Annotated in this window: 18 protein-coding genes and 1 riboswitch; of the genes, 10 read left to right on the top strand and 8 right to left on the bottom strand. The window is 72.2% G+C overall.

Going from position 1 to position 18,869, the window contains the following annotated elements:
* Positions 1-42: 42 nt before the first annotated feature.
* The gene (locus tag AC1DXT_RS01810; protein ID WP_477059668.1) at positions 43-387 is read right to left on the bottom strand and encodes an STAS domain-containing protein; all 345 of its coding nucleotides are present in this window, start codon (positions 385-387) and stop codon (positions 43-45) included.
* A gap of 135 nt (positions 388-522) precedes the next feature.
* Between AC1DXT_RS01810 and AC1DXT_RS01805 the strand changes: the two genes are divergently transcribed.
* Positions 523-915, top strand: coding sequence for a PPOX class F420-dependent oxidoreductase (locus tag AC1DXT_RS01805; protein ID WP_477059667.1), 393 nt, complete (start codon positions 523-525; stop codon positions 913-915).
* Between the two features lie 30 nt (positions 916-945).
* Here AC1DXT_RS01805 and AC1DXT_RS01800 read toward each other — a convergent pair whose 3' ends face one another.
* From AC1DXT_RS01800 to AC1DXT_RS01785, 4 genes are read right to left on the bottom strand one after another with little or no spacing between them, the layout of a single operon-like run.
* Positions 946-1,458 (bottom strand): aminoacyl-tRNA deacylase, encoded by a 513-nt coding sequence (locus AC1DXT_RS01800; RefSeq protein ID WP_477059666.1) that lies wholly within the window; start codon positions 1,456-1,458, stop codon positions 946-948.
* 24 nt (positions 1,459-1,482) lie between these two features.
* Positions 1,483-1,860: a nuclear transport factor 2 family protein gene (locus AC1DXT_RS01795; RefSeq protein WP_477059665.1), complete on the bottom strand. Its 378-nt coding sequence runs from the start codon at positions 1,858-1,860 to the stop codon at positions 1,483-1,485.
* A 17-nt stretch (positions 1,861-1,877) separates the two neighbouring features.
* Entirely contained in the window at positions 1,878-2,303 is a 426-nt protein-coding gene (locus tag AC1DXT_RS01790; RefSeq protein WP_477059664.1) for an SRPBCC family protein, read from the bottom strand.
* Positions 2,296-2,610: an ArsR/SmtB family transcription factor gene (locus AC1DXT_RS01785; RefSeq protein WP_477059663.1), complete on the bottom strand. Its 315-nt coding sequence runs from the start codon at positions 2,608-2,610 to the stop codon at positions 2,296-2,298. The genes AC1DXT_RS01790 and AC1DXT_RS01785 overlap by 8 nt, the downstream gene beginning before the upstream one ends.
* Positions 2,611-2,722: 112 nt before the next feature.
* Between AC1DXT_RS01785 and AC1DXT_RS01780 the strand changes: the two genes are divergently transcribed.
* The gene (locus AC1DXT_RS01780; RefSeq protein WP_477059662.1) at positions 2,723-3,805 is read left to right on the top strand and encodes an aminoglycoside phosphotransferase family protein; all 1,083 of its coding nucleotides are present in this window, start codon (positions 2,723-2,725) and stop codon (positions 3,803-3,805) included.
* Between the two features lie 40 nt (positions 3,806-3,845).
* Entirely contained in the window at positions 3,846-8,027 is a 4,182-nt protein-coding gene (gene hrpA, locus AC1DXT_RS01775; RefSeq protein ID WP_477059661.1) for an ATP-dependent RNA helicase HrpA, read from the top strand.
* Here hrpA and AC1DXT_RS01770 read toward each other — a convergent pair.
* Positions 8,021-8,803: an ABC transporter permease gene (locus AC1DXT_RS01770; protein ID WP_477059660.1), complete on the bottom strand. Its 783-nt coding sequence runs from the start codon at positions 8,801-8,803 to the stop codon at positions 8,021-8,023. The genes hrpA and AC1DXT_RS01770 overlap by 7 nt on opposite strands.
* The gene (locus tag AC1DXT_RS01765) at positions 8,803-9,711 is read right to left on the bottom strand and encodes an ATP-binding cassette domain-containing protein (protein WP_477059659.1); all 909 of its coding nucleotides are present in this window, start codon (positions 9,709-9,711) and stop codon (positions 8,803-8,805) included. The genes AC1DXT_RS01770 and AC1DXT_RS01765 overlap by 1 nt, the downstream gene beginning before the upstream one ends.
* A gap of 81 nt (positions 9,712-9,792) precedes the next feature.
* On the opposite strand from AC1DXT_RS01765, the gene AC1DXT_RS01760 reads away from it, so the two are divergent.
* The 5 genes from AC1DXT_RS01760 (at position 9,793) to metE (ending at position 15,521) form a co-directional block, all read left to right on the top strand.
* Positions 9,793-10,929: a TetR/AcrR family transcriptional regulator gene (locus AC1DXT_RS01760; protein WP_477059658.1), complete on the top strand. Its 1,137-nt coding sequence runs from the start codon at positions 9,793-9,795 to the stop codon at positions 10,927-10,929.
* A gap of 69 nt (positions 10,930-10,998) precedes the next feature.
* Entirely contained in the window at positions 10,999-11,601 is a 603-nt protein-coding gene (locus AC1DXT_RS01755) for a DNA-3-methyladenine glycosylase I (protein ID WP_477059657.1), read from the top strand.
* Positions 11,602-11,673: 72 nt separating this feature from the next.
* A complete protein-coding gene (locus AC1DXT_RS01750; protein WP_477059656.1) occupies positions 11,674-11,889 on the top strand; it encodes a hypothetical protein in 216 nt (71 codons plus the stop codon).
* A gap of 92 nt (positions 11,890-11,981) precedes the next feature.
* Positions 11,982-12,077, top strand: a riboswitch (SAM riboswitch).
* A gap of 79 nt (positions 12,078-12,156) precedes the next feature.
* Complete coding sequence (locus AC1DXT_RS01745) at positions 12,157-13,182, top strand: methylenetetrahydrofolate reductase (protein WP_477059655.1); 1,026 nt, start codon at positions 12,157-12,159, stop codon at positions 13,180-13,182.
* 5 nt (positions 13,183-13,187) lie between these two features.
* The gene (gene metE / locus AC1DXT_RS01740) at positions 13,188-15,521 is read left to right on the top strand and encodes a 5-methyltetrahydropteroyltriglutamate--homocysteine S-methyltransferase (protein ID WP_477059654.1); all 2,334 of its coding nucleotides are present in this window, start codon (positions 13,188-13,190) and stop codon (positions 15,519-15,521) included.
* A 52-nt stretch (positions 15,522-15,573) separates the two neighbouring features.
* On the opposite strand, the gene AC1DXT_RS01735 is transcribed toward metE, so the two are convergent.
* The gene (locus AC1DXT_RS01735; RefSeq protein ID WP_477059653.1) at positions 15,574-16,518 is read right to left on the bottom strand and encodes an alpha/beta fold hydrolase; all 945 of its coding nucleotides are present in this window, start codon (positions 16,516-16,518) and stop codon (positions 15,574-15,576) included.
* Positions 16,519-16,630: 112 nt separating this feature from the next.
* Between AC1DXT_RS01735 and AC1DXT_RS01730 the strand changes: the two genes are divergently transcribed.
* Together AC1DXT_RS01730 and AC1DXT_RS01725 are read left to right on the top strand one after the other, a co-directional pair.
* Positions 16,631-17,596 (top strand): helix-turn-helix transcriptional regulator, encoded by a 966-nt coding sequence (locus tag AC1DXT_RS01730; protein ID WP_477059652.1) that lies wholly within the window; start codon positions 16,631-16,633, stop codon positions 17,594-17,596.
* On the top strand, positions 17,593-18,756 hold the full coding sequence (locus AC1DXT_RS01725) for a MalY/PatB family protein (RefSeq protein ID WP_477059651.1): 1,164 nt from the start codon (positions 17,593-17,595) through the stop codon (positions 18,754-18,756). The genes AC1DXT_RS01730 and AC1DXT_RS01725 overlap by 4 nt, the downstream gene beginning before the upstream one ends.
* Positions 18,757-18,869 lie beyond the last annotated feature (113 nt).

The raw sequence follows: 18,869 nt of genomic DNA, 5'->3' as shown, positions 1-18,869 counted from the left end.
CCAGCCCACCCACACGCCCGCCGACCGTGCCGGGGTGTTGCGTCAGACGCGCGTCACAGGCTCCGCGGGGAGCTCGCCGGACAGCCCGACCATGTCGAGCACGTCCCGCAGCACGCGGTGCGGGTCGAGGAGCGTGACCGGGATCCCGGCCTCCGATGCGGCGAGGTGCAGCTGCAGCACGAAGGCGATCCCGGAGGAGTCGATGAAGGTCGCCTGCGTGGAGTCGATGACGACCGGGTCGCCGGTCACGAGTGCGAGACCCATGCAGGCGCTGGCCTCGTCGCGCAGCGCCGCGTCGATCTCTCCGACGAGGACGATGACGGTCCGAGCGTCCTGGGCCTCGACCCGGATGGTGCCGGCCGCGGCCGCGTGCTCGATCAGGTCCATTGCTCCTCAGTCCATGCCCGGTCGCGGCACCGGAGCTCCATTCCGGCGGGACGACGCTACCGGTCCTGCAGGATCGCGCCATCCGAGGGGAGAAACGGACATCGGCCGCCCGCGGTTCCCGGTTAGCCTCGAGGAATGGCTTCCCACGAGCTCCCGCCCAGCCACGCCGACCTGCTGGAGCGCCCCACCTTCGCGCACCTCGCCACGGTCGCGCCCGACGGCTCCCCGCACAGCAGCGTGATGTGGTTCGTGTGGGACGGCGAGGTGCTCCGGTTCACGCACACGTCGACGCGGCAGAAGTTCAAGAACCTCCAGCACGAGCCCCGCGTCGCGATCTCGATCCACGACCCCGAGGACCCCTACCGGTCGCTCGAGGTGCGCGGCACGGTCGAGTCCACGGTCAAGGACGACGAGGTGGCGAGCTTCTACAAGTCGCTGCAGGAGAGGTACGGCCAGGACTACGAGATCACCGACGCCGCCCGGCGCGTGATCCTCACGGTCCGGCCGACCACCTTCGTCACGAAGTAGCGGAGGACCGAGCCGGAGCGGAGCGCAGGCTCAGGCCGACACCGGGCCCGAGGCCTCGGGGTCGGTCACGTCCGCGACCGTCGCATCGAGCGCGTGCACGAGCTCGGCCCCGTCGACGTTCGCCGCCACGCCGTGGGCGCCGCCGCCGATGGACACGGTCCGGGTGGGCACGCGGGAGTCGGCGACGACGGGCCACGCGACCAGAGACCCGAACGGCGTGATCGTGCCGCGCACGTAGCCGGTGACGTCCCTGGCGGTCTCCGCGTCGGGCATCGACAAGCGTGTGACGCCGAGCAGGGCACGGAGCTTCGGCCACGAGATGGTCCGGTCACCGGGGACGAGGACGAACAGGAAGTCGTCGTCGCCGCGACGCACCACGATCGTCTTGACGATCCCGGCCGGGTCGACGCCCCGGGCCGCGGCCGCCTCCGCCAGCGACCGCACGGGTCCGTGGCGGGTGACCTCGAACGTGATGCCCGAGGCCTCGAGGCCGGAGAGCGCGCGACGCTCCCCCTCGGTCGCCGCTCCCGCTGCGTCGCTCATGCGGTCACTGTAGGACCGAGGACGTCAGCGGGCAGGCGCCGCGCCCGCCATCGCCTGCGCGAAGGCGGCGGTGTCGAACACCAGCGTCTCGGCGGCGAGCTTTCCCTCCCGCACGACGAAGTGGTCGACCGTCAGCGGGAGCGGCTGACCCGCGGGACCGCGCAGCTCGTACATCACGAGCGCCTCGTCGTCGTCGGCGAACGCCGCGACCTGCCGCCATCCCGGCCCGATCCGGGCGCCGAACCGCGCGAGGAAGGGAAGGAAGTCGGCTGCCGAGGTGAACGTCGCACCGGCGCCCTGGAAGGCGAAGTCCGGCGCGAGGTAGGTCGCGGCGGCGTCGAGGTCGCCGGAGGTCCAGGCGTCCTGGTAGGCGGTCACGAGGTCGAGCACGTCCTGCGGCATGGCTCCTCCAGTCGGGTTCATCGGGTCCAGGTGTCGGGGCCGGGGTCGTCGCCTGCGGCCGTGGACGTCAGGCGTGCGAGGAAGTGCACCCAGCCGTCGGCGTGCCCCGCGAGCCGCGTCTCGGGCAGGCCGGTGTGCGACAGGTCGACCCGGGTCCCGCCCGGCTCGGGCGTGAGGACGAACTCGACGCGGCTCGCGGACGGTGGCAGGTCCTCGCTGCCTTCCATCCCCCACGACACGACGACCCGGCGGTCCTGCTCGAGCTCGAGGTACTCCCCGCGCACGAGCGATCCGCCGACGTCGACGGAGAACTCGCCGCCGGGCACCGGATCGAGGGTCGCCCGGTGACCCATCCAGGCGATGAGGCGCTCGGGGACCACCAAGTGGGCGAACACGATGTCGGGCGGTGCCGCGACATGGATCGACGTCGCGTAGTCAGCCACGGGACACCTCGGCCTCGGCGGCCGCCTTGAGCGCCCGCAGCTGAGTCGGCCAGAAGTCGTCCAGGTAGTCCCGCACCGCGGCCAGGCCGTCGGTCCGGACCGCGTACAGGTGCCGTGTCCGGTCGCGCTCCTGTGAGACGAGCCCCGAGTCCCGCAGGACCCGCAGGTGGTGCGAGACGGCCTGCTGCGACATCCCGACCTGCGTGGCGATCTCCCCGACCGCGTGCGGCTGGTCCCTGACGACGGAGAGGATCCGGCGACGGTTCGGGTCGGCCAGGGCGTGCAGCGCCGCGGCGGCGATGTCCATGTGTCCTCCACAAGTGTTTGCTTGTACAAATGACGGTAGCGACGAGTAGACGTCCCGGCAAGGGCCGGCCTGCTGCGACATGCTGGGCGCCGACATCGACGGGAGGACACGCATGCTCGACAGCGTCACGGAGACTCTCCGCCTCGCCGCGGCCGCCCTCGGGACGACGGTGGCGGACCCGCAGCCGCTCAGAGGATCAGACCGCTCGACGGTGCTCCGGTGCCAGGTCCCCGGTGGGACGGTCGTCGTCAAGAAGTACCCGGACGGGGCGGCCTCGTCGTTCGCCCGCGAGGTCGCCGGGCTGACCGCACTGGACCGCACCCCGGAGCTTCTGGCGGTCGACCGCGACCACCGACTCGTGGTCATGAGCGACCTGGGAACCGGCCCCACGCTCGCCGACCTGCTGCTGGGCGTCGACGCAGACACTGCCTGGGCCGGGGCGCTGGAGTGGGTCGACGCCCTCGGCGACACCCTCGGTCGGAGCCAGGTCGGCACCGAGGCGTTCTCGGCGGTGCTGAGCGGTCTGCCCGCCCAGGAGCCCTCGGCCGCGGCACGAGCGGGTGTCCGCCGGCTCCTCGACGACGTCCTCGGCCTGCCCGCCGACCCCGCGATCGAGGCGGAGCTCGACGCGATCGCGACGCTCGACCACCGCGACCCCCGCTCCGACGTCGTCTCCCCCACCGACACGTGCCCCGACAACGCGATCCGCACTCCCGACGGGTGGCGCTTCCTCGACCTGGAGGGCGCTGCCGTCCACCACGTCGCCTACGACGCGGCCTACGCCGCGATGCCCTTCTCCACCTGCTGGTGCGTCTTCGACCCGCCGCCCGGCTTCACCGACCGGCTGCTCGACCGGTTCACCGCGGCGGTCGGGGCACACCTCCCCGACGTCGTCGGCGACCCAGGGTGGGCCAGGGCTGTCGACCTCGCGAGCGCGGGTTGGATCCTGGCCATGACGGGATGGCTGATCGACGGTGCCGACGAGGACCGCCCTCGCGTCGGTCCGGAGGGTGTCCCGTCGCCGAGCTACCGCCAGCTGCTCACCACGCGATGGCGTGGGGGCGCGGTCCGGCTCAGCTCGACACTGCCCGCCGTCGCGGGCCTCCTGGCCGCCGCCGCTGCATGGGCCGACGACGAGTGGGGAGCGTCCGCCGTCCCCGTCGGGCCGTACCGCGCGTTCGCCCGCGACGAATGAACGAGCGGTCCTGGCCCCGCACCTGGGAGACTGGGCCGTCGTGAGCGCACCGTCCCCCTCCCCTGCCGACCCGTCCGGGTCCGATGCGGGGCGACCCCCGAGGAATCAGCGCCGGGGCCGCGGGCGTCGTCAGCCGGCGGCAGCAACCGAGCAGCAGGCAGCACCTGCGGGTCATCGCTCGTCGGGTCAGCGCTCGTCAGGTCGGCGGTCCTCAGGTCGCGACGACGCCGGGCGCACCGCCGCCCGCCGCGCCCGGGCCGCCGCGATCCGGCAGGCCGTCGACCTCCCCCCGATCGTCTACCCCGAGCAGCTCCCCGTCAGCGCCCGTCGCGCGGAGATCAGCAATGCCCTGCGCGACCACCAGGTGGTCGTCGTCGCCGGCGAGACGGGTTCGGGCAAGACGACCCAGATCCCGAAGATCGCGCTCGAGCTGGGCCGCGGTCGCGCCGGGCAGATCGGCCACACGCAGCCGCGCCGGATCGCCGCGCGCAGCGTCGCGGAGCGCATCAACGAGGAGCTGGTCGGCGACGCACCGCTGGGCGGGATCGTCGGCTACCAGGTGCGGTTCACCGACGAGTCGAGCGAGTCGACATTGGTCAAGGTGATGACCGACGGCATCCTGCTGGCCCAGATCCAGCGCGACCCGATGCTCTGGGCCTACGACACGCTCATCATCGACGAGGCCCACGAGCGGTCGCTCAACATCGACTTCATCCTCGGGTACCTCACGCGGCTGCTTCCCCAGCGCCCGGACCTGAAGGTCGTCATCACGTCCGCGACCATCGACTCCGACCGGTTCGCCCGTCACTTCGCGAGCGCGGACGGGGTCGCGGCGCCCGTCGTGGAGGTCACCGGACGGACCTACCCGGTCGAGATCCGCTACCGGCCGCTGTCGCCGGACGTCGAGGAAGGCGCGCCGGTCAAGAAGCGGGGCGCCGAGGACCGCGACCCGATGACGGCCATCTGCGAGGCGGTCGACGAGCTCAGCCTCGAAGGGCCCGGCGACATCCTCGTGTTCCTGTCGGGCGAGCGGGAGATCCGCGACGCCGAGGACGCCCTGCGCTCTTCGCTCGGCGCGCGGGTGTCCGACCCGCGCACGCCAGGCGCCGTCGAGCTGCTCCCCCTGTACAGCCGGCTGTCCGCCGCCGAGCAGCACCGGGTGTTCGAGCGCCACCAGAACCGCAGGGTGGTCCTGTCCACCAACGTGGCCGAGACCTCCCTGACCGTCCCGGGGATCCGGTACGTGATCGACCCCGGCACCGCCCGCATCTCCCGGTACTCCAAGGCGACGAAGGTCCAGCGCCTGCCGATCGAGCCGATCTCGCAGGCGTCGGCGAACCAGCGCTCGGGGCGCTGCGGGCGCGTCGCGGACGGCATCGCGATCCGGCTGTACTCGCAGGACGACTTCGACGCGCGGCCGTTGTACACCGAGCCGGAGATCCTCCGTACATCGCTGGCGTCGGTGATCCTGCAGATGATCGCCGTCGGGGTGGCGACGACCCCTGAGGACATCGGCGACTTCCCGTTCGTCGACCCGCCGGACACCCGCGCGGTGCGCGACGGCGTGCAGCTGCTCACCGAGCTCGGGGCGCTGGGCGACGGTCGTCTGACCGACGTCGGACGGGCGCTCGCGCAGCTGCCGATGGACCCGCGGCTGGCGCGGATGATCGTCGAGGGCGGCCGTCGCGGGGTGGCGCGCGAGGTCATGATCATCGCCGCGGCGCTCTCGATCCAGGACCCGCGCGAGCGACCCGTCGAGGAGCGCGAGAAGGCCGACCTCTCGCACTCCCGGTTCGCGGATCCCACGTCCGACCTGCTCACCTACCTGAACCTCTGGCAGTACCTGAAGGACCAGCAGCGCGACCTGTCGGGGTCGGCGTTCCGCCGCATGTGCCGGTCCGAGCACCTCAACTACCTGCGCATCCGTGAGTGGCAGGACGTGGTGACGCAGCTGCGCGAGCTGGCCAAGCCGCTGGGGATCGTGATGAACGCCCCGCGTCAGGCCGCCGAGTCGGACGGCCTCCAGCTCGAGTGGGACGGCGACCGGATCCACGTCGCGATCCTGGCGGGGCTGCTCTCGCAGATCGGGATGCAGGAGGCGACGGAGGTCGCTGCGACGGGGAAGGGCCGGACGCAGGGAAGGCCGGACCGTCGCGCCCGCAACGAGTACCTCGGCGCCCGTGGGGCGCGGTTCGCGATCTTCCCCGGATCGGGCCTGGCCCGGAAGCCCCCCGCCTGGGTCATGGCCGCCGAGCTCGTCGAGACCTCCCGCCTCTGGGGCCGCGACGTCGCGCGCATCCAGCCCGAGTGGGCCGAGGAAGTGGGCGCCCACCTGGTCAGACGCACGTACTCCGAGCCGGCGTGGTCCACCCGGCAGGGAGCGGCGACGGTCTTCGAGAAGGTGCTGCTGTACGGCGTCCCGATCGTCAACCAGCGGCGGGTGCTCTTCTCCAAGGTCGACCCCGAGCACGCACGTGAGCTCTTCATCCGGCACGCGCTGGTCCAGGGCGAGTGGACCACCCACCACGCGTTCTTCCACGAGAACCGCCGCCTGCTCGCCGAGGCGGAGGGCCTGGAGGCGCGCGCCCGCCGACGGGACCTGGTGGTCGACGACGACACCCTCTTCGCGTTCTACGACGAGCGCGTCCCGGACGACGTGGTCTCCAGCCGGCACTTCGACCAGTGGTGGAAGTCGGCCCGGCGTGACGACCCCGACCTGCTGACCTTCACGCGCGAGCTGCTGGTCGGCGAGGCCGGCGCGATCGACGAGTCGGCGTTCCCGTCGCGCTGGCCGCAGGGCGATCTGCGCCTGCCGCTCACGTACCAGTTCGAGCCTGGTACAGAAGCAGACGGCGTGACTGTACACATCCCGCTGTCGACGCTCGCCCGGCTGATGCCCGAGGGGTTCGGCTGGATGGTCCCGGGCCTGCGCGAGGACCTGATCACCGCCACGATCCGCTCGCTGCCCAAGCCGGTCCGCGTCCAGCTGGTCCCCGCGCCCGACGTCGCCCGCGGCGTGGACGCCTGGATCACCGAGCACACTGCCGACTGGGAGGACACCGTCCGCGCGGGCGACGCCGCTCCCTCGTTCCGGGACGTCTTCCGCCGGGCGGTCCGCGAGCTGCGTGACGTCGACGTCCCCGAGGACGCGTTCGACGACGACCGCCTGCCGGCGCACCTGCGGATGACGTTCCGCGTGGTGGGCGACCGTGGGGGAGTGGTGGACGAGGGCAAGGACCTGCAGGTCCTGCAGCGCCGGCTCGCGGACCGCACGCAGAAGGCGGTGGACGACGCCGTCCGCACCGCCGTGCGCGCGGCGATGGAGGAGGCCCGCAAGGCAGCACCCCCGGAGGCGCCCGCCGCGAGCCCCGCGCCCGCGATCGACATCGAGCGCACCGGCCTCACCACCTGGCCCGCGGACCTGCCGGAGCTCCCGGAGGTCGTCGAGGTCGGAAAGGTCCGCGCGTTCCCGACGCTCGTCGAGGAGGGGCAGTCGGTCGCCGTCCGCGCACTGGCCGACGAGTCGCAGCGTGCCGTGGCGTCCCGCCGCGGGCTGCGCCGGCTGCTGGCGCTCGACGTCGGCCTGGCGCCTGCCCGGATCACCACACGCTGGACCGGCACGCAGGCCCTCACGCTCGCCGCGAGCCCGTACCCGAGCACGGACGCCCTGGTCAGGGACGTGCAGCTCGCCGCGATCGAGCACCTGATCACGGAGCCGGTCCGCACAGCCGACGCCTACGCCCGGCTCCGCACGACCACCCGGGACCGCCTCGAGGACACGGTGTTCGCCGTCGTCACCGACCTGGTCGCCGTGCTGACGGCGTGGCGCGAGCTGGATGCCGAGATCCGCGCCCGGTCGAGCCTCGCCCTGCTGGCCACCGCCCAGGACATCCGCGCCCAGGCGGCGCGGCTGGTGCACGACGGGTTCGTCAGCGAGGTCGGCGTCGCCCGGCTCCCACACCTGACCCGCTACCTGCGGGCGGCCCGCCACCGGCTGGTGAAGGCCGCGGACAACCCGCAGCGCGACGCCGACCTGACGTGGCAGGCGCAGGACGTCGAGGCGCTCTACCGCCAGCTCGTCGCGAAGCACCCGCACGACGCCGGCCTGACGGAGATCCGCTGGATGCTCGAGGAGCTCCGCGTCAGCCTGTTCGCCCAGCAGCTGGGCACCCCGGTCCCTGTGTCGACCACCCGCATCAAGAAGGCGCTCGCCGCCTACTGACCGCGTCGGAACAGCACGGCCGCCGCCAGCCGCGCGACCACGAAGATCCCGACGCACCACACCACCGCCGCGAGCGCCGAGCCCCCCGCGCCGGTGCCGAGCAGCAGCGCGCGCAGCGTGTCGGTGATCGGGGTGATCGGGTTGTAGGTCGCGATCGTCTCCAGCACCGACGGCATCGACTCCGGCGGCACGAACGCGCTGGACACGTACGGCAGGAACAGGATCGCGAAGGTGAACCCGCTGGCCGCCTCCGGCCCGGACGCGACGACCCCGATGGCGACGGCCACCCACGTGAGCGCCAGGACGAACAGCCCGATGAGGCCGATCGCGGCCAGCCACTCCAGCGGGGACGCGTCCACGTCGAACCCGATGAGGAACGCGATGCCGATCACGAGCGCCGTCGAGACGGCGTTGCGCGCCATGCTGGCGACGACGTGCCCCGTGAGCACGCCGGTGGAGCGGATGGGCAGGGACCGGAACCTGTCGATGATGCCGCCGGTCATGTCGCTGGCGACGTCCACGGCCGTGGTCGACGAGCCGTAGCCCGCCGTGAGCAGGACGATCCCGGGGACCACCCAGTTCACGTAGTCGCCGCCGGTCTGGATGGCGCCGCCGAACACGTAGACGAACAACAGCAGCAGGATCACGGGGAGCATCACCGCCATGAGGACGGTGTCGAGCTGGCGCAGCGACCGGCGGATGCACCGGCCGATCAGCGCGGCCGTGTCGTGCGCGGTCCAGCCGAGGGCCGGAGGTGCAGGGGCGAGCGTGGTCATCAGAACTCCCGGGCAGCGACGAGGGCGGGTGACTCGGAGGCGACCGGGCGGCCGGTCAGGGTGAGGAAGACGTCGTCGAGCGTGGGGGAGCGGACCTCCCAGTGCTCGACGTCGATCCCCCGGCGCTCGACGTCGGCCAGGATCCGCCGCACGTCCGGCACCGAACCGTCGGTCAGCAGACGTTCCTCGGTGCCGTCCTTGAGGCGCAGCTCGACGTGCGCAGAGCCGACCGCCCGCTTGAGCTCCCTCGCGGTGCCGTCCGCGATCACCCGGCCGTGGTCGATGACGGCCACGCGGTCGGCCAGCTGGTCTGCTTCCTCGAGGTACTGCGTGGTGAGCAGGACGGTGGTGCCCGACGCGACCACGGAGCGGATGACGTCCCACAGGTCGTTCCGGCTGCGCGGGTCGAGGCCCGTGGTCGGCTCGTCGAGGAACACCACCTGCGGCCGGGAAAGGAGGCCCACGGCCAGGTCGAGGCGCCGCCGCATCCCGCCGGAGTACGTCTTGACCACGCGCCTGCCCGCCTCGGTGAGGTCGAACAGCTCGAGCAGCTCGGCGCTGCGGGTGCGCACCTCGGCGCGCCCCAGGTGGGCGAGCCTCGCCATGAGGTGCAGGTTCTCGGTGCCCGTCAGCAGGTCGTCGACCGCCGCGAACTGCCCGGTGAGGCTGATGGCCGCGCGCACCTGAGCCGGCTGACGCACCACGTCCTTGCCCGCGACGTACGCGGTGCCGCCGTCGGGCCGCAGGAGCGTGGACAGGATGCGGACCGTCGTGGTCTTGCCGGCGCCGTTGGGGCCGAGCAGGGCGAGCACCTCCCCCTTGCCGACGTCGAGGTCGACGCCGTCGAGCACGGTCAGGTCGCCGTAGGACTTGCGCAGCCCCCGGGCGACGACGACAGGAGCAGTCATCGCGATCTCGCTTTCTGTGTATGTCGTAAACTGTGTGTGTACTTCATACACACTTGTAGGATCACGGGTCAAGGAGGTGCCGTGGACGACGACGAGGCACGAGAGGCCGAGGAGGCCCGCCGCGAGGCCGAGCTGCTGCGACGCGACCGCGAGAAGGCCGAGCGCGCGGAGGCCAAGGAGGCCGAGCGCGCCAGGAGCGACCTCGAGAAGGCCGACCGCGACGCCCGCAAGCAGGTCGAGCGCCGCGAGCGCGACCGCCTGAAGGCCCTGCAGGACGCGGCCAAGGAGGAGGAGCGCCGACGCAAGGAGCAGGAGCGAGCCGCTCAGCAGGCGGTCAAGGAGGCGGCCCGCCAGCTCCGGGAGGCGGAGAAGGCGCAGCGTGCCGCGGCCCTGGCCCAGCAGCAGGCTGCGCGCGAGGCGGAGAAGGCGCGCCGGCACGCCGTGCGCGTGGCCGGCTCCGAGGGCGCGCCGATCGACCTCCCGCCCGGGATCGCCGTCCTGTGGCGCACACCGGCCCCCGGCCGGCCCGGGCCGCGGCCGGGTCTGACGCTCGAGCAGATCGCCGACGCCGGCATCGCGCTGGCCGACAGCGAGGGGATCGAGTCCGTGTCCATGGCCCGGCTCGCCGAGTCGCTCGGGTTCACCACGATGTCCCTGTACCGGTACGTCTCGTCCAAGGACGAGGTGCTCAGCCTCATGTCGGACCGGGCGTCGGGCCGGCCGCCCGTCCTCGGGCCCGAGGTGGGTGGCTGGCGGGAGCGGCTCGAGCTCGTCCTCGCCGTCCAGCAGCCGATCCTGCGCGCGCACCCGTGGCTGGCGCGGGCGTCCGCGGTCCTGCACGCGGTCGGGCCCGGGCGGCTCGCCTGGATGGAGGCGATGCTCTCGGCGCTCGACGGCACCCCGCTGTCGGAGGACCAGAAGGTGGGGGCGATCGGCCTGCTCGCCTCGCACACCCTGGACCAGCTGCGGATCGGCGAGGAGCTGAGCGGCGCCGGGCGCACCGCCGCGGTCGGCACCACCGCCGGGGGAGCCCTGCCGCCGGACCTGGGAGAGCTCATCACGATGCTCGCCTCCGCGGACGAGCACCCCACGCTGCTGCGGGCGGCAACCGCGGGCGCCTTCTCCTTCCCGGAGGACGCGCCCGAGGACGACGAGCTGGACTTCGGCACCGTACTCATCCTCGACGGGATCGAGCGGCTCATCACCCTGGCCTCCTGAGCCGCCCACAGCCCCGTCGCCTGCACAAGCGGCGGTCACGATGTCGGCGCGGCCGGGCAGACTCGACGCATGACCTCGCCCGACGCCCCGCGCACCGGCCGCTGCTTCGGCGACGGCACCCCCCTGTACGAGCAGTACCACGACGAGGAGTGGGGCAAGCCCGTCCACGACGAGCACGCCCTCTACGAGCGGCTCGCCCTGGAAGGCTTCCAGTCGGGCCTCGCCTGGATCACGATCCTGCGCAAGAGGCCCGCGTTCCGCACGGCGTTCGCGGACTTCGACCCGGAGGTGGTCGCGGAGTTCGGTGACGACGACGTGGCCCGCCTGATGGCCGACGCCGGCATCGTGCGCAACCGCGCCAAGATCGAGGCGACGATCGCCAACGGCCGTGCCCTGCGCGAGCTGCACGCGGCGGGTCGCACTCTCGACCAGGTCCTGTGGTCGCACGCCCCCGACCGGACGGGTTACCAGCGCCCCTCGGGCTGGGCGGGCGTGCCCGCGCAGACGCCGGAGAGCCGCGCGCTGGCCAAGGAGCTGAAGTCGCTCGGGTTCCGGTTCGTCGGCCCGGTCACCGCCTACGCGGCGATGCAGGCGTGCGGTGTCGTCGACGACCACCTGGCCACGTGCCCGGCGGCGTGGGGCTCTGCCGGCACCGGAGAGCTTGCCGGGTGAGATTTGCTTCTGGCGGGTGATCGTGCGGCTGCCCTCTCGGCACCACGCACCCTGCGGACTACAGTGCCAGCCATGACGGAGATGCCCGACCCTGACGTTCGGCGTGATGCCGCGCGCGAGGCGGCCGAGGCGCTCACGGACAACGTCGTCCCCGATGCAGAGATCCTCGAGGCCGTCCAGGTCGGGCTGCTGTCCGTCCCGGCCGGCTCGCCGAACTCGTGGTTCGACGTCCCGTCGCAGCGCAGCCGCATGCGCTCCTCGAACCTGGCCCCGCGCCGCCCGCACTAGACGGGCGCCGAAGCAGACATGCTCCGCGGACGGCGCCGTCTCACGGGTCGATCACTGTTGCCCAGCATGTGATCTGCGGACTACCATCGCGGCTACCATCCAGAGCGGCCGAGAGACCTGGCTCGACGACGCCGCAGCAACCCCCCTCCTCGCGAGGGTGTGGGTGCTTCCGCCAGGGGCGATGGAGTGAGTCATGCCCCCACAGGACACCTGTCCCCGCACCACCCCGGTGCCGACGACCCCGCCGGCCGCGCCGTGAGCGCAGCCGTGGCTGAGCCCCGCACCCCCGGGCTGCACACCGCGCCCGCCCGCCGGGCGCAGAACGCGAACGACCGCCCGACGATCTCGTTCGAGCTCTTCCCGCCCCGGAACCCCGACGCGGCTCCCCGCCTGTGGGCCACCATCCGCGAGCTCGAGTCGGTGCACCCCGACTTCGTCTCGGTCACCTACGGCGCCTCGGGCAAGACGCGACTCACCACGCGCGCGCTGGTCCGCCGGCTGCTGCAGGAGACGTCGCTCAACCCGATCGCCCACCTGACCTGCGTCGGGACCTCGCGCGAGGAGATCACGACGATCGTCGGGGAGTTCCTCGACGAGGGCCTGCGGTCGTTCCTCGCCCTGCGGGGCGACCCGCCCACGGACCAGAGCGACTGGCAGGCCCACCCGGACGGCCTGCAGACCGCGGGCGAGCTGGTCGAGCTCCTGCGCGAGATCGAGGCGCAGCGGTGCCTGGACAGCCCGTCGCAGGCGGTGCGGGCTCGGGTGCGACCCCTGTCCGTCGCGGTCGCGGCGTTCCCGCGCGGCAACCACGCCACGGGCGGCACCCGCGCGCAGGACGTCGCCTCGCTGCTGGCCAAGCAGGAGGCCGGCGCCGACTTCGCGATCACGCAGGTGTTCTTCGACGCGGACGACTATCTCGGTATCGTCGCGGAGGCCCGTGAGGCCGGCGTGACCATCCCGATCATCCCGGGCATCATCCCGACCACGGACCCGGCCCGGCTGCTGCGCGTGCAGGAGCTGACCGGCGTCCCGGTGCCGAAGGACCTGATCGACCTGCTCGGATCCGCCGACGACGAGCTCGACCGTCATCGCCGGGGCATCCGGGCCAGCGTCGACCTGGTCAACGGCGTCCTGGACGGCGGCGCACCCGGCGTCCACCTCTACACGTTCAACCAGCACCACGCCGCACTTGACCTGCTCGAGGGTGCACACCTCGACGGCGGAGCTCGGACAGCTCCCGACCTGGCCAGCTGGCCGCAGGACACGGCACCCGCCCGACCCCCGAGGGACTGAACCACATGACCGAGAACCGCCCGATCTTCCCCGCCAGCTCCGTGCTCGGCTACCCCCGCATCGGCCCGCGCCGCGAGCTGAAGAAGGCCCTCGAAGCGTTCTGGGCAGGTCGCACGTCGGCCGACGAGGTCGAGGCCACCGCCGCCGACCTGCGTCGCCGCACCCGCACGCGGCTGGCCGAGCTCGGCCTGGCCACCGACGTGCCGGCGATCCCGAGCGCGTTCTCGTTCTACGACCAGGTGCTCGACGCCACCGCCGTGATCGGCGCTGTCCCGGCCCGCTTCGCGGACGTCGTGGGCGCCGACGGGTCGCTCGACCTGGCCGGGTACTCGACCGTGGCCCGCGGCCGCGGCGACGACCTGCCGCTCGAGATGACCAAGTGGTTCGACACCAACTACCACTACCTGGTCCCGGAGATCGGCCCGGAGACGACCTTCCGCTACGCGAGCACCCGCCCGGTGCGCGAGTTCACCGAGGCCCTCGCGGACGGCGTCCTCACGCGTCCGGTCATCGTCGGCCCCGTCACGTACCTGGCGCTGGCCAAGGCCACGGAGGACGCCCCCGAGGGCTTCGCCCCGATCGACCGCCTGGCGGACCTGCTGCCGGTCTACGCCGAGCTGCTCAAGGACCTCGCCGCCGCGGGTGCCACCTGGGTGCAGCTGGAGGAGCCCGCCCTGGTCTCCGACTCCGTCGCCGTCCCGGCCGAGCAGCTGCTCGCGTCCGTGATCGAGGCGTACCGCGCGCTGGCCACCGAGCTGACCCCCCCGGAGCGCCCGGCCATCCTGGTCGCGGCCCCCTACGGCGACCTCGCCGCGGCGTTCCCGGTGCTCGCCGCGACGGACGTCGAGGCCATCGGCATCGACCTGATCCGCGGTCACGCGCCTGCCGAGTCGGTCCCGGGCCTGGAGACCAAGACGCTGGTCGCCGGCGTGATCGACGGCCACAACATCTGGCGCGCGGACCTGGACGCCAAGCTGGCCGTCCTCGAGCAGCTCGAGGGCCTCGGCGCGGCCGCGGTCACCGTCGGCACCTCGACGTCCCTGTTCCACGTGCCGCACACGCTCACGGACGAGCCGAACCTCGACGAGACCCTGAAGACCTGGCTCGCGTTCGCCGACGAGAAGGTCGTCGAGGTCGTCACCCTGGCCGAGGGTCTGACCGAGGGCCGCGAGGCCATCCACGAGCAGCTGCTCACCGCCACGGACGCGGTGAACTCCCGCCGGACCGCACCCGGCGTCGTCAACCCGGAGGTCCGCGACCGCGTGGCCGCCCTCGGCGAGAATGCGTTCAGCCGCGGCTCGTTCGACGAGCGCAAGGTCGCGCAGGCCGCCCGGCTCAACCTGCCCCCGCTGCCGACGACGTCCATCGGCTCCTTCCCGCAGACCACCGAGATCCGCACCGCGCGCGCTGCGTTCGGCAAGGGCGAGCTGACGGAGGCGCAGTACGACGAGGAGATGAAGGCGGAGATCCGCCGGGTCGTCGAGCTGCAGGAGAAGATCGGCTTCGACGTGCTGGTGCACGGCGAGCCCGAGCGCAACGACATGGTCCAGTACTTCGCGGAGAACCTCGACGGGTTCGCCGTGACGCAGAACGGCTGGGTCCAGTCCTACGGCTCGCGCTGCACGCGTCCGTCGATCCTGTGGGGCGACGTCTCGCGGCCGAAGCCGATCACGGTCGAGTGGTCGTCGTACACGCAGTCGCTCACGGAGAAGCCGGTCAAGGGCATGCTCACCGGCCCGGTGACCATCCTGGCCTGGTCGTTCGTCCGCGACGACCAGCCCCTCGGCGACACCGCCAACCAGGTGGGCCTTGCCCTGCGCGACGAGATCGCCGACCTCGAGGCCGCCGGCATCGCCGTCATCCAGGTGGACGAGCCCGCGCTGCGCGAGCTGCTGCCGCTGCGGGTCGAGGACCACGCCGCGTACCTCGACTGGTCGGTGCGCTCGTTCCGCCTCGCCACGGCCGGGGTCCGCCCCGACACGCAGATCCACACGCACCTGTGCTACTCGGAGTTCGGCGAGATCATCGGCGCGATCGACGGGCTCGACGCGGACGTGACCTCCATCGAGGCGGCCCGCTCGAAGATGGAGATCCTCGGCGACATCTCGGCGGCCGGCTACCCGCGGGGGATCGGCCCGGGCGTCTACGACATCCACTCGCCGCGCGTCCCCAGCGAGGCGGAGGTCGAGGAGCTGCTCACGGAGGCCGTCAAGGCCATCGCGGTCGACCAGCTCTGGGTCAACCCGGACTGCGGCCTGAAGACCCGCCGCTACGAGGAGGTCGCCCCGTCGCTGGAGCACATCCTCGCGGCCACGCGGGCGGTCCGCGCCACGCTCTGACGCATGCTCACGGCCCCGGACACCTGCACAGGTGTCCGGGGCCGTCTGCGTCCTAGGGGGCACCCTGCGTGCCCAGCCACGTCAGGATCGCGTGGTTCGTCTCGTCGGGCTTCTCCTGCTGGATCCAGTGACCGGAGTCCAGGCTGACCACGTCCACGTGAGGCACGAACGTCGACAGGTTCTCCGACCTCACGACCGGATCGCGGTCGCCGTAGATCATGAGGGCGGGCTGCTGGATGACGGGGTCCACGTCCGCCAGCAGGTGCCAGTTGCGGTCGAGGTTCCTGTACCAGTTGATGCTGCCCGTGAACCCCGATGCGTCGAAGGCGGAGACGAAGACGGCCAGCTCGCTGTCGCTCATGACGGGCTCACCGCGTGGTGTCGCCGCTCTGGCGAGGTTGATCCACGCCATACCGGGCTGAGGCTCGGTGGGCGGCTCGTTCTTCCGGTACAGGTTGCGAAGGAACTGGAACGTGTTGTCGTCGAGCACGGCGTCGGCGACGCCCGGCTGTCGATTGAAGTGGACGAAGTAGAAGTCGCCGCCGAGAACCTGTTCCATGAGCTCGATCGGGGGGATCTCCCCGCGCTCGATGTACGGCAGGCTCAGGTTTATCACCTTGGAGACGCGGTGGGGATGCAACAACGTCAGTCCCCAGACGACGTTCGCGCCCCAGTCGTGACCGATGAAGAGGGCGTCCTCGTACCCGTAGTGGTCGAGAAGTGCGACGAGGTCACCCGACAGGTGCCCGATGTCGTAGTCCGTCACCTCGGTCGGACGGGACGAGTTCCCGTAACCCCGCTGGTTCGGGACGATGACGTGGTAGCCGGCTGCGACGAGGGCAGGCACCTGATAGCGCCAGGAGTAGGCATGCTCGGGCCAGCCGTGACAGAGCACGACAGGATTGCCGGCATTCTCCTGGCCCGCTTCGAAGACTTCGAGCGTCACGCCGTTGACGGAGATGAGGGCGGGCTCGGGAAAGTCGGTCGGATCGAACACGGCAGGTCCTCCGTAGCTCTGGGTGATCGGCCGCGTGCGGCCTGATCGGTTGCCGCCACCGTAGGGAGCATTGCGGACAGGATCGGTCCGCAAGAGGTGGCAGACTCGGAGCATGCGAAAGGACCCCACCGGTCGAGCGTTGCAGCTGCTCTCGCTCCTGCAGACCCATCGATGGTGGGGTGGTGCCGAGCTCGCCGATCGCCTCGAGATCACGGAGCGAACGGTGCGCCGCGACGTGGACCGGCTGCGCGAGCTCGGCTATCCGGTCGACGCCACGTCAGGAAAGGACGGGGGCTACCGGCTCGCGACGGGGGCGCACCTGCCACCCCTGGTCCTCGACGACGACGAGGCCGTCGCGGTAGCCGTCGGGCTGCGCTACGCCGCGGAGGCCGCGATCGGCGGCATGGAGGAGACGTCGCTTCGCGCCCTGACGACGATCGAACAGCTGCTGCCCCATCGGCTGCGCCGCCGGGTGTCGGCGCTGCACTCGAGCGTCAGCTCGATGCGGTGGCCGGGCGACGACGACGTCGTCGACCCCGACGCACTCAGCGTGCTCGCCGCAGCGTGCCGGGACCGCGAGGACGTGCGCTTCGACTACCGACGACATGACGGCACGGACAGCGGACGGCTCGTCCAGCCGCACCAGCTCGTCACCGCCGGCCGTCGCTGGTATCTCGTGGCATGGGACCAGCGCCGCGACGACTGGCGCACGTTCCGGCTGGACCGGCTCCGGGAGCCCCGGCTGACGGGCGGTCGTTTCACACCCCGCCAGATCCCCGGCGGCGATGCGGCGACCTTCGTCGCAACCTCGCTCGGCTCGATGTTCAGTCAGCATCACGCGACGATCGCGGTCGACGCCCCGTTCGCCGAGCTCGAGCTCCGGTGGGTGGACCACACACCGATCGAGACGAGAGCGGACTCCTGCGTCGTGCAGATCCGTAGCGAGGATCTCGACTGGCTCGCCCTGACCGTCGCCCGCATCGCGCTCACCGCCCCGGTGGCCGTCATCGAGCCGGCCGAGCTCGCCGACACCGTCAGGCAGCTGGCCGCCCACCTGCGCCTAGGGTCGGTCGCGTGACGATCTTCGACACCGTCCCGCTCGACCAGCTGCGTCGCCGGACGAGCGTGAAGTGGCGGCACTACCCGCCGGACGTCCTTCCGCTGTTCGTCGCCGAGATGGACGTCCCGCAGCCGGAGCCGGTGATCCGGGCGGTCTCCGACGCGCTGCGCGGCGGGGACACCGGGTACGCCGAGGGCACCTCCTACGCCGAGGCCTTCGCCGCGTTCGCCGCCGAGCGGTACGGCTGGGACGTGGACGTGCCGGCCACCCGGACCGTGCCCGACGTCATGCTCGGGATCGTCGAGGTCCTCGGGCTGCTCACCGGGCCCGGCGACGCCGTCGTCATCAACCCACCGGTGTACCCACCGTTCCGGGGCTTCGTCGAGCACGCCGGCCGCTTGGTGGTCACGGCTCCGCTCGGCCCTGACGGGCGGCTGGACCTGACCGCGCTGGGGGAGGCGTTCGCACACGCACGTGCGACCGGGCGGCCCGCGGCGTACCTGCTGTGCCACCCGCACAACCCGACGGGCACCCTGCACACGGCGGCCGAGCTCCGGGCGGTCGGCGAGCTCGCGGCGCAGCACGGTGTGCGGGTCGTCGCCGACGAGATCCACGCGCCGCTGATCCCCACGACGGCGGACGGCTCGGCCCCGCACTTCGTGCCGATGACGACGCAGATCCCCGACGCGATCGCCTTGCACTCCGCATCGAAGGCGTTCAACCTGGCTGGCCTGCGGGCCGCCCTCGCGGTGCCGGGTCCCGCTGCGACCGAGGACCTGGCCCGCCTTCCGGAGCTGGTCGGCCACGGCGTGATGCACCTGGGCGCCGTCGCGCAGATCGCGGCGCTGCGCGACTGCGGCCCGTGGCTGGACGAGGTGTTGCGCGGGCTCGGGGAGAACCAGCGGCTGCTCTCCGGTCTGCTCGCCGACGCGCTCCCCGAGGCCGCCTGGGCGGTTCCTGACGCCACCTACTTCGCGTGGCTGGACCTGCGCGCGGTGCCGGCTGTGCGTGCGGGTGCGGACCCCGCACGGCTGGCCCTCGACCGAGGTCGGGTGGCGCTGAACCAGGGGCCGACGTTCGGCGTCGAGGGCGCGGGGTTCGTCCGGTTGAACCTCGCCGCCTCGACGGCGACCCTCGCCGAGGCGGTCAGCCGAATGGCTCTTGCCCTGGCGAACTGAGACCGATTCGTGACCAACCGTGGACCACGCGGGCTCATGTCCACCCCGGGCACGTGCCGATCTCTCCCACAGCAGGGCCGTACAACGACGTAATGGGAGATCGACATGGTGAA

The organism is Cellulomonas sp. P1_G12_2 (assembly GCF_056405535.1).
Note: the sequence above shows the minus strand (reverse complement) of the source record. Positions and strands in the feature narration are given on the sequence as shown.

What these genes read in the sequence shown, in the direction of transcription:
- AC1DXT_RS01810 (WP_477059668.1), bottom strand. Translation starts at nt 387, where the DNA reads ATGGACCTGATCGAGCACGCGGCCGCGGCCGGCACCATCCGGGTCGAG.
- AC1DXT_RS01805 (WP_477059667.1), top strand. Translation starts at nt 523, where the DNA reads ATGGCTTCCCACGAGCTCCCGCCCAGCCACGCCGACCTGCTGGAGCGC.
- AC1DXT_RS01800 (WP_477059666.1), bottom strand. Translation starts at nt 1,458, where the DNA reads ATGAGCGACGCAGCGGGAGCGGCGACCGAGGGGGAGCGTCGCGCGCTC.
- AC1DXT_RS01795 (WP_477059665.1), bottom strand. Translation starts at nt 1,860, where the DNA reads ATGCCGCAGGACGTGCTCGACCTCGTGACCGCCTACCAGGACGCCTGG.
- AC1DXT_RS01785 (WP_477059663.1), bottom strand. Translation starts at nt 2,610, where the DNA reads ATGGACATCGCCGCCGCGGCGCTGCACGCCCTGGCCGACCCGAACCGT.
- AC1DXT_RS01780 (WP_477059662.1), top strand. Translation starts at nt 2,723, where the DNA reads ATGCTCGACAGCGTCACGGAGACTCTCCGCCTCGCCGCGGCCGCCCTC.
- AC1DXT_RS01770 (WP_477059660.1), bottom strand. Translation starts at nt 8,803, where the DNA reads ATGACCACGCTCGCCCCTGCACCTCCGGCCCTCGGCTGGACCGCGCAC.
- AC1DXT_RS01765 (WP_477059659.1), bottom strand. Translation starts at nt 9,711, where the DNA reads ATGACTGCTCCTGTCGTCGTCGCCCGGGGGCTGCGCAAGTCCTACGGC.
- AC1DXT_RS01755 (WP_477059657.1), top strand. Translation starts at nt 10,999, where the DNA reads ATGACCTCGCCCGACGCCCCGCGCACCGGCCGCTGCTTCGGCGACGGC.
- AC1DXT_RS01750 (WP_477059656.1), top strand. Translation starts at nt 11,674, where the DNA reads ATGACGGAGATGCCCGACCCTGACGTTCGGCGTGATGCCGCGCGCGAG.
- metE (WP_477059654.1), top strand. Translation starts at nt 13,188, where the DNA reads ATGACCGAGAACCGCCCGATCTTCCCCGCCAGCTCCGTGCTCGGCTAC.
- AC1DXT_RS01730 (WP_477059652.1), top strand. Translation starts at nt 16,631, where the DNA reads ATGCGAAAGGACCCCACCGGTCGAGCGTTGCAGCTGCTCTCGCTCCTG.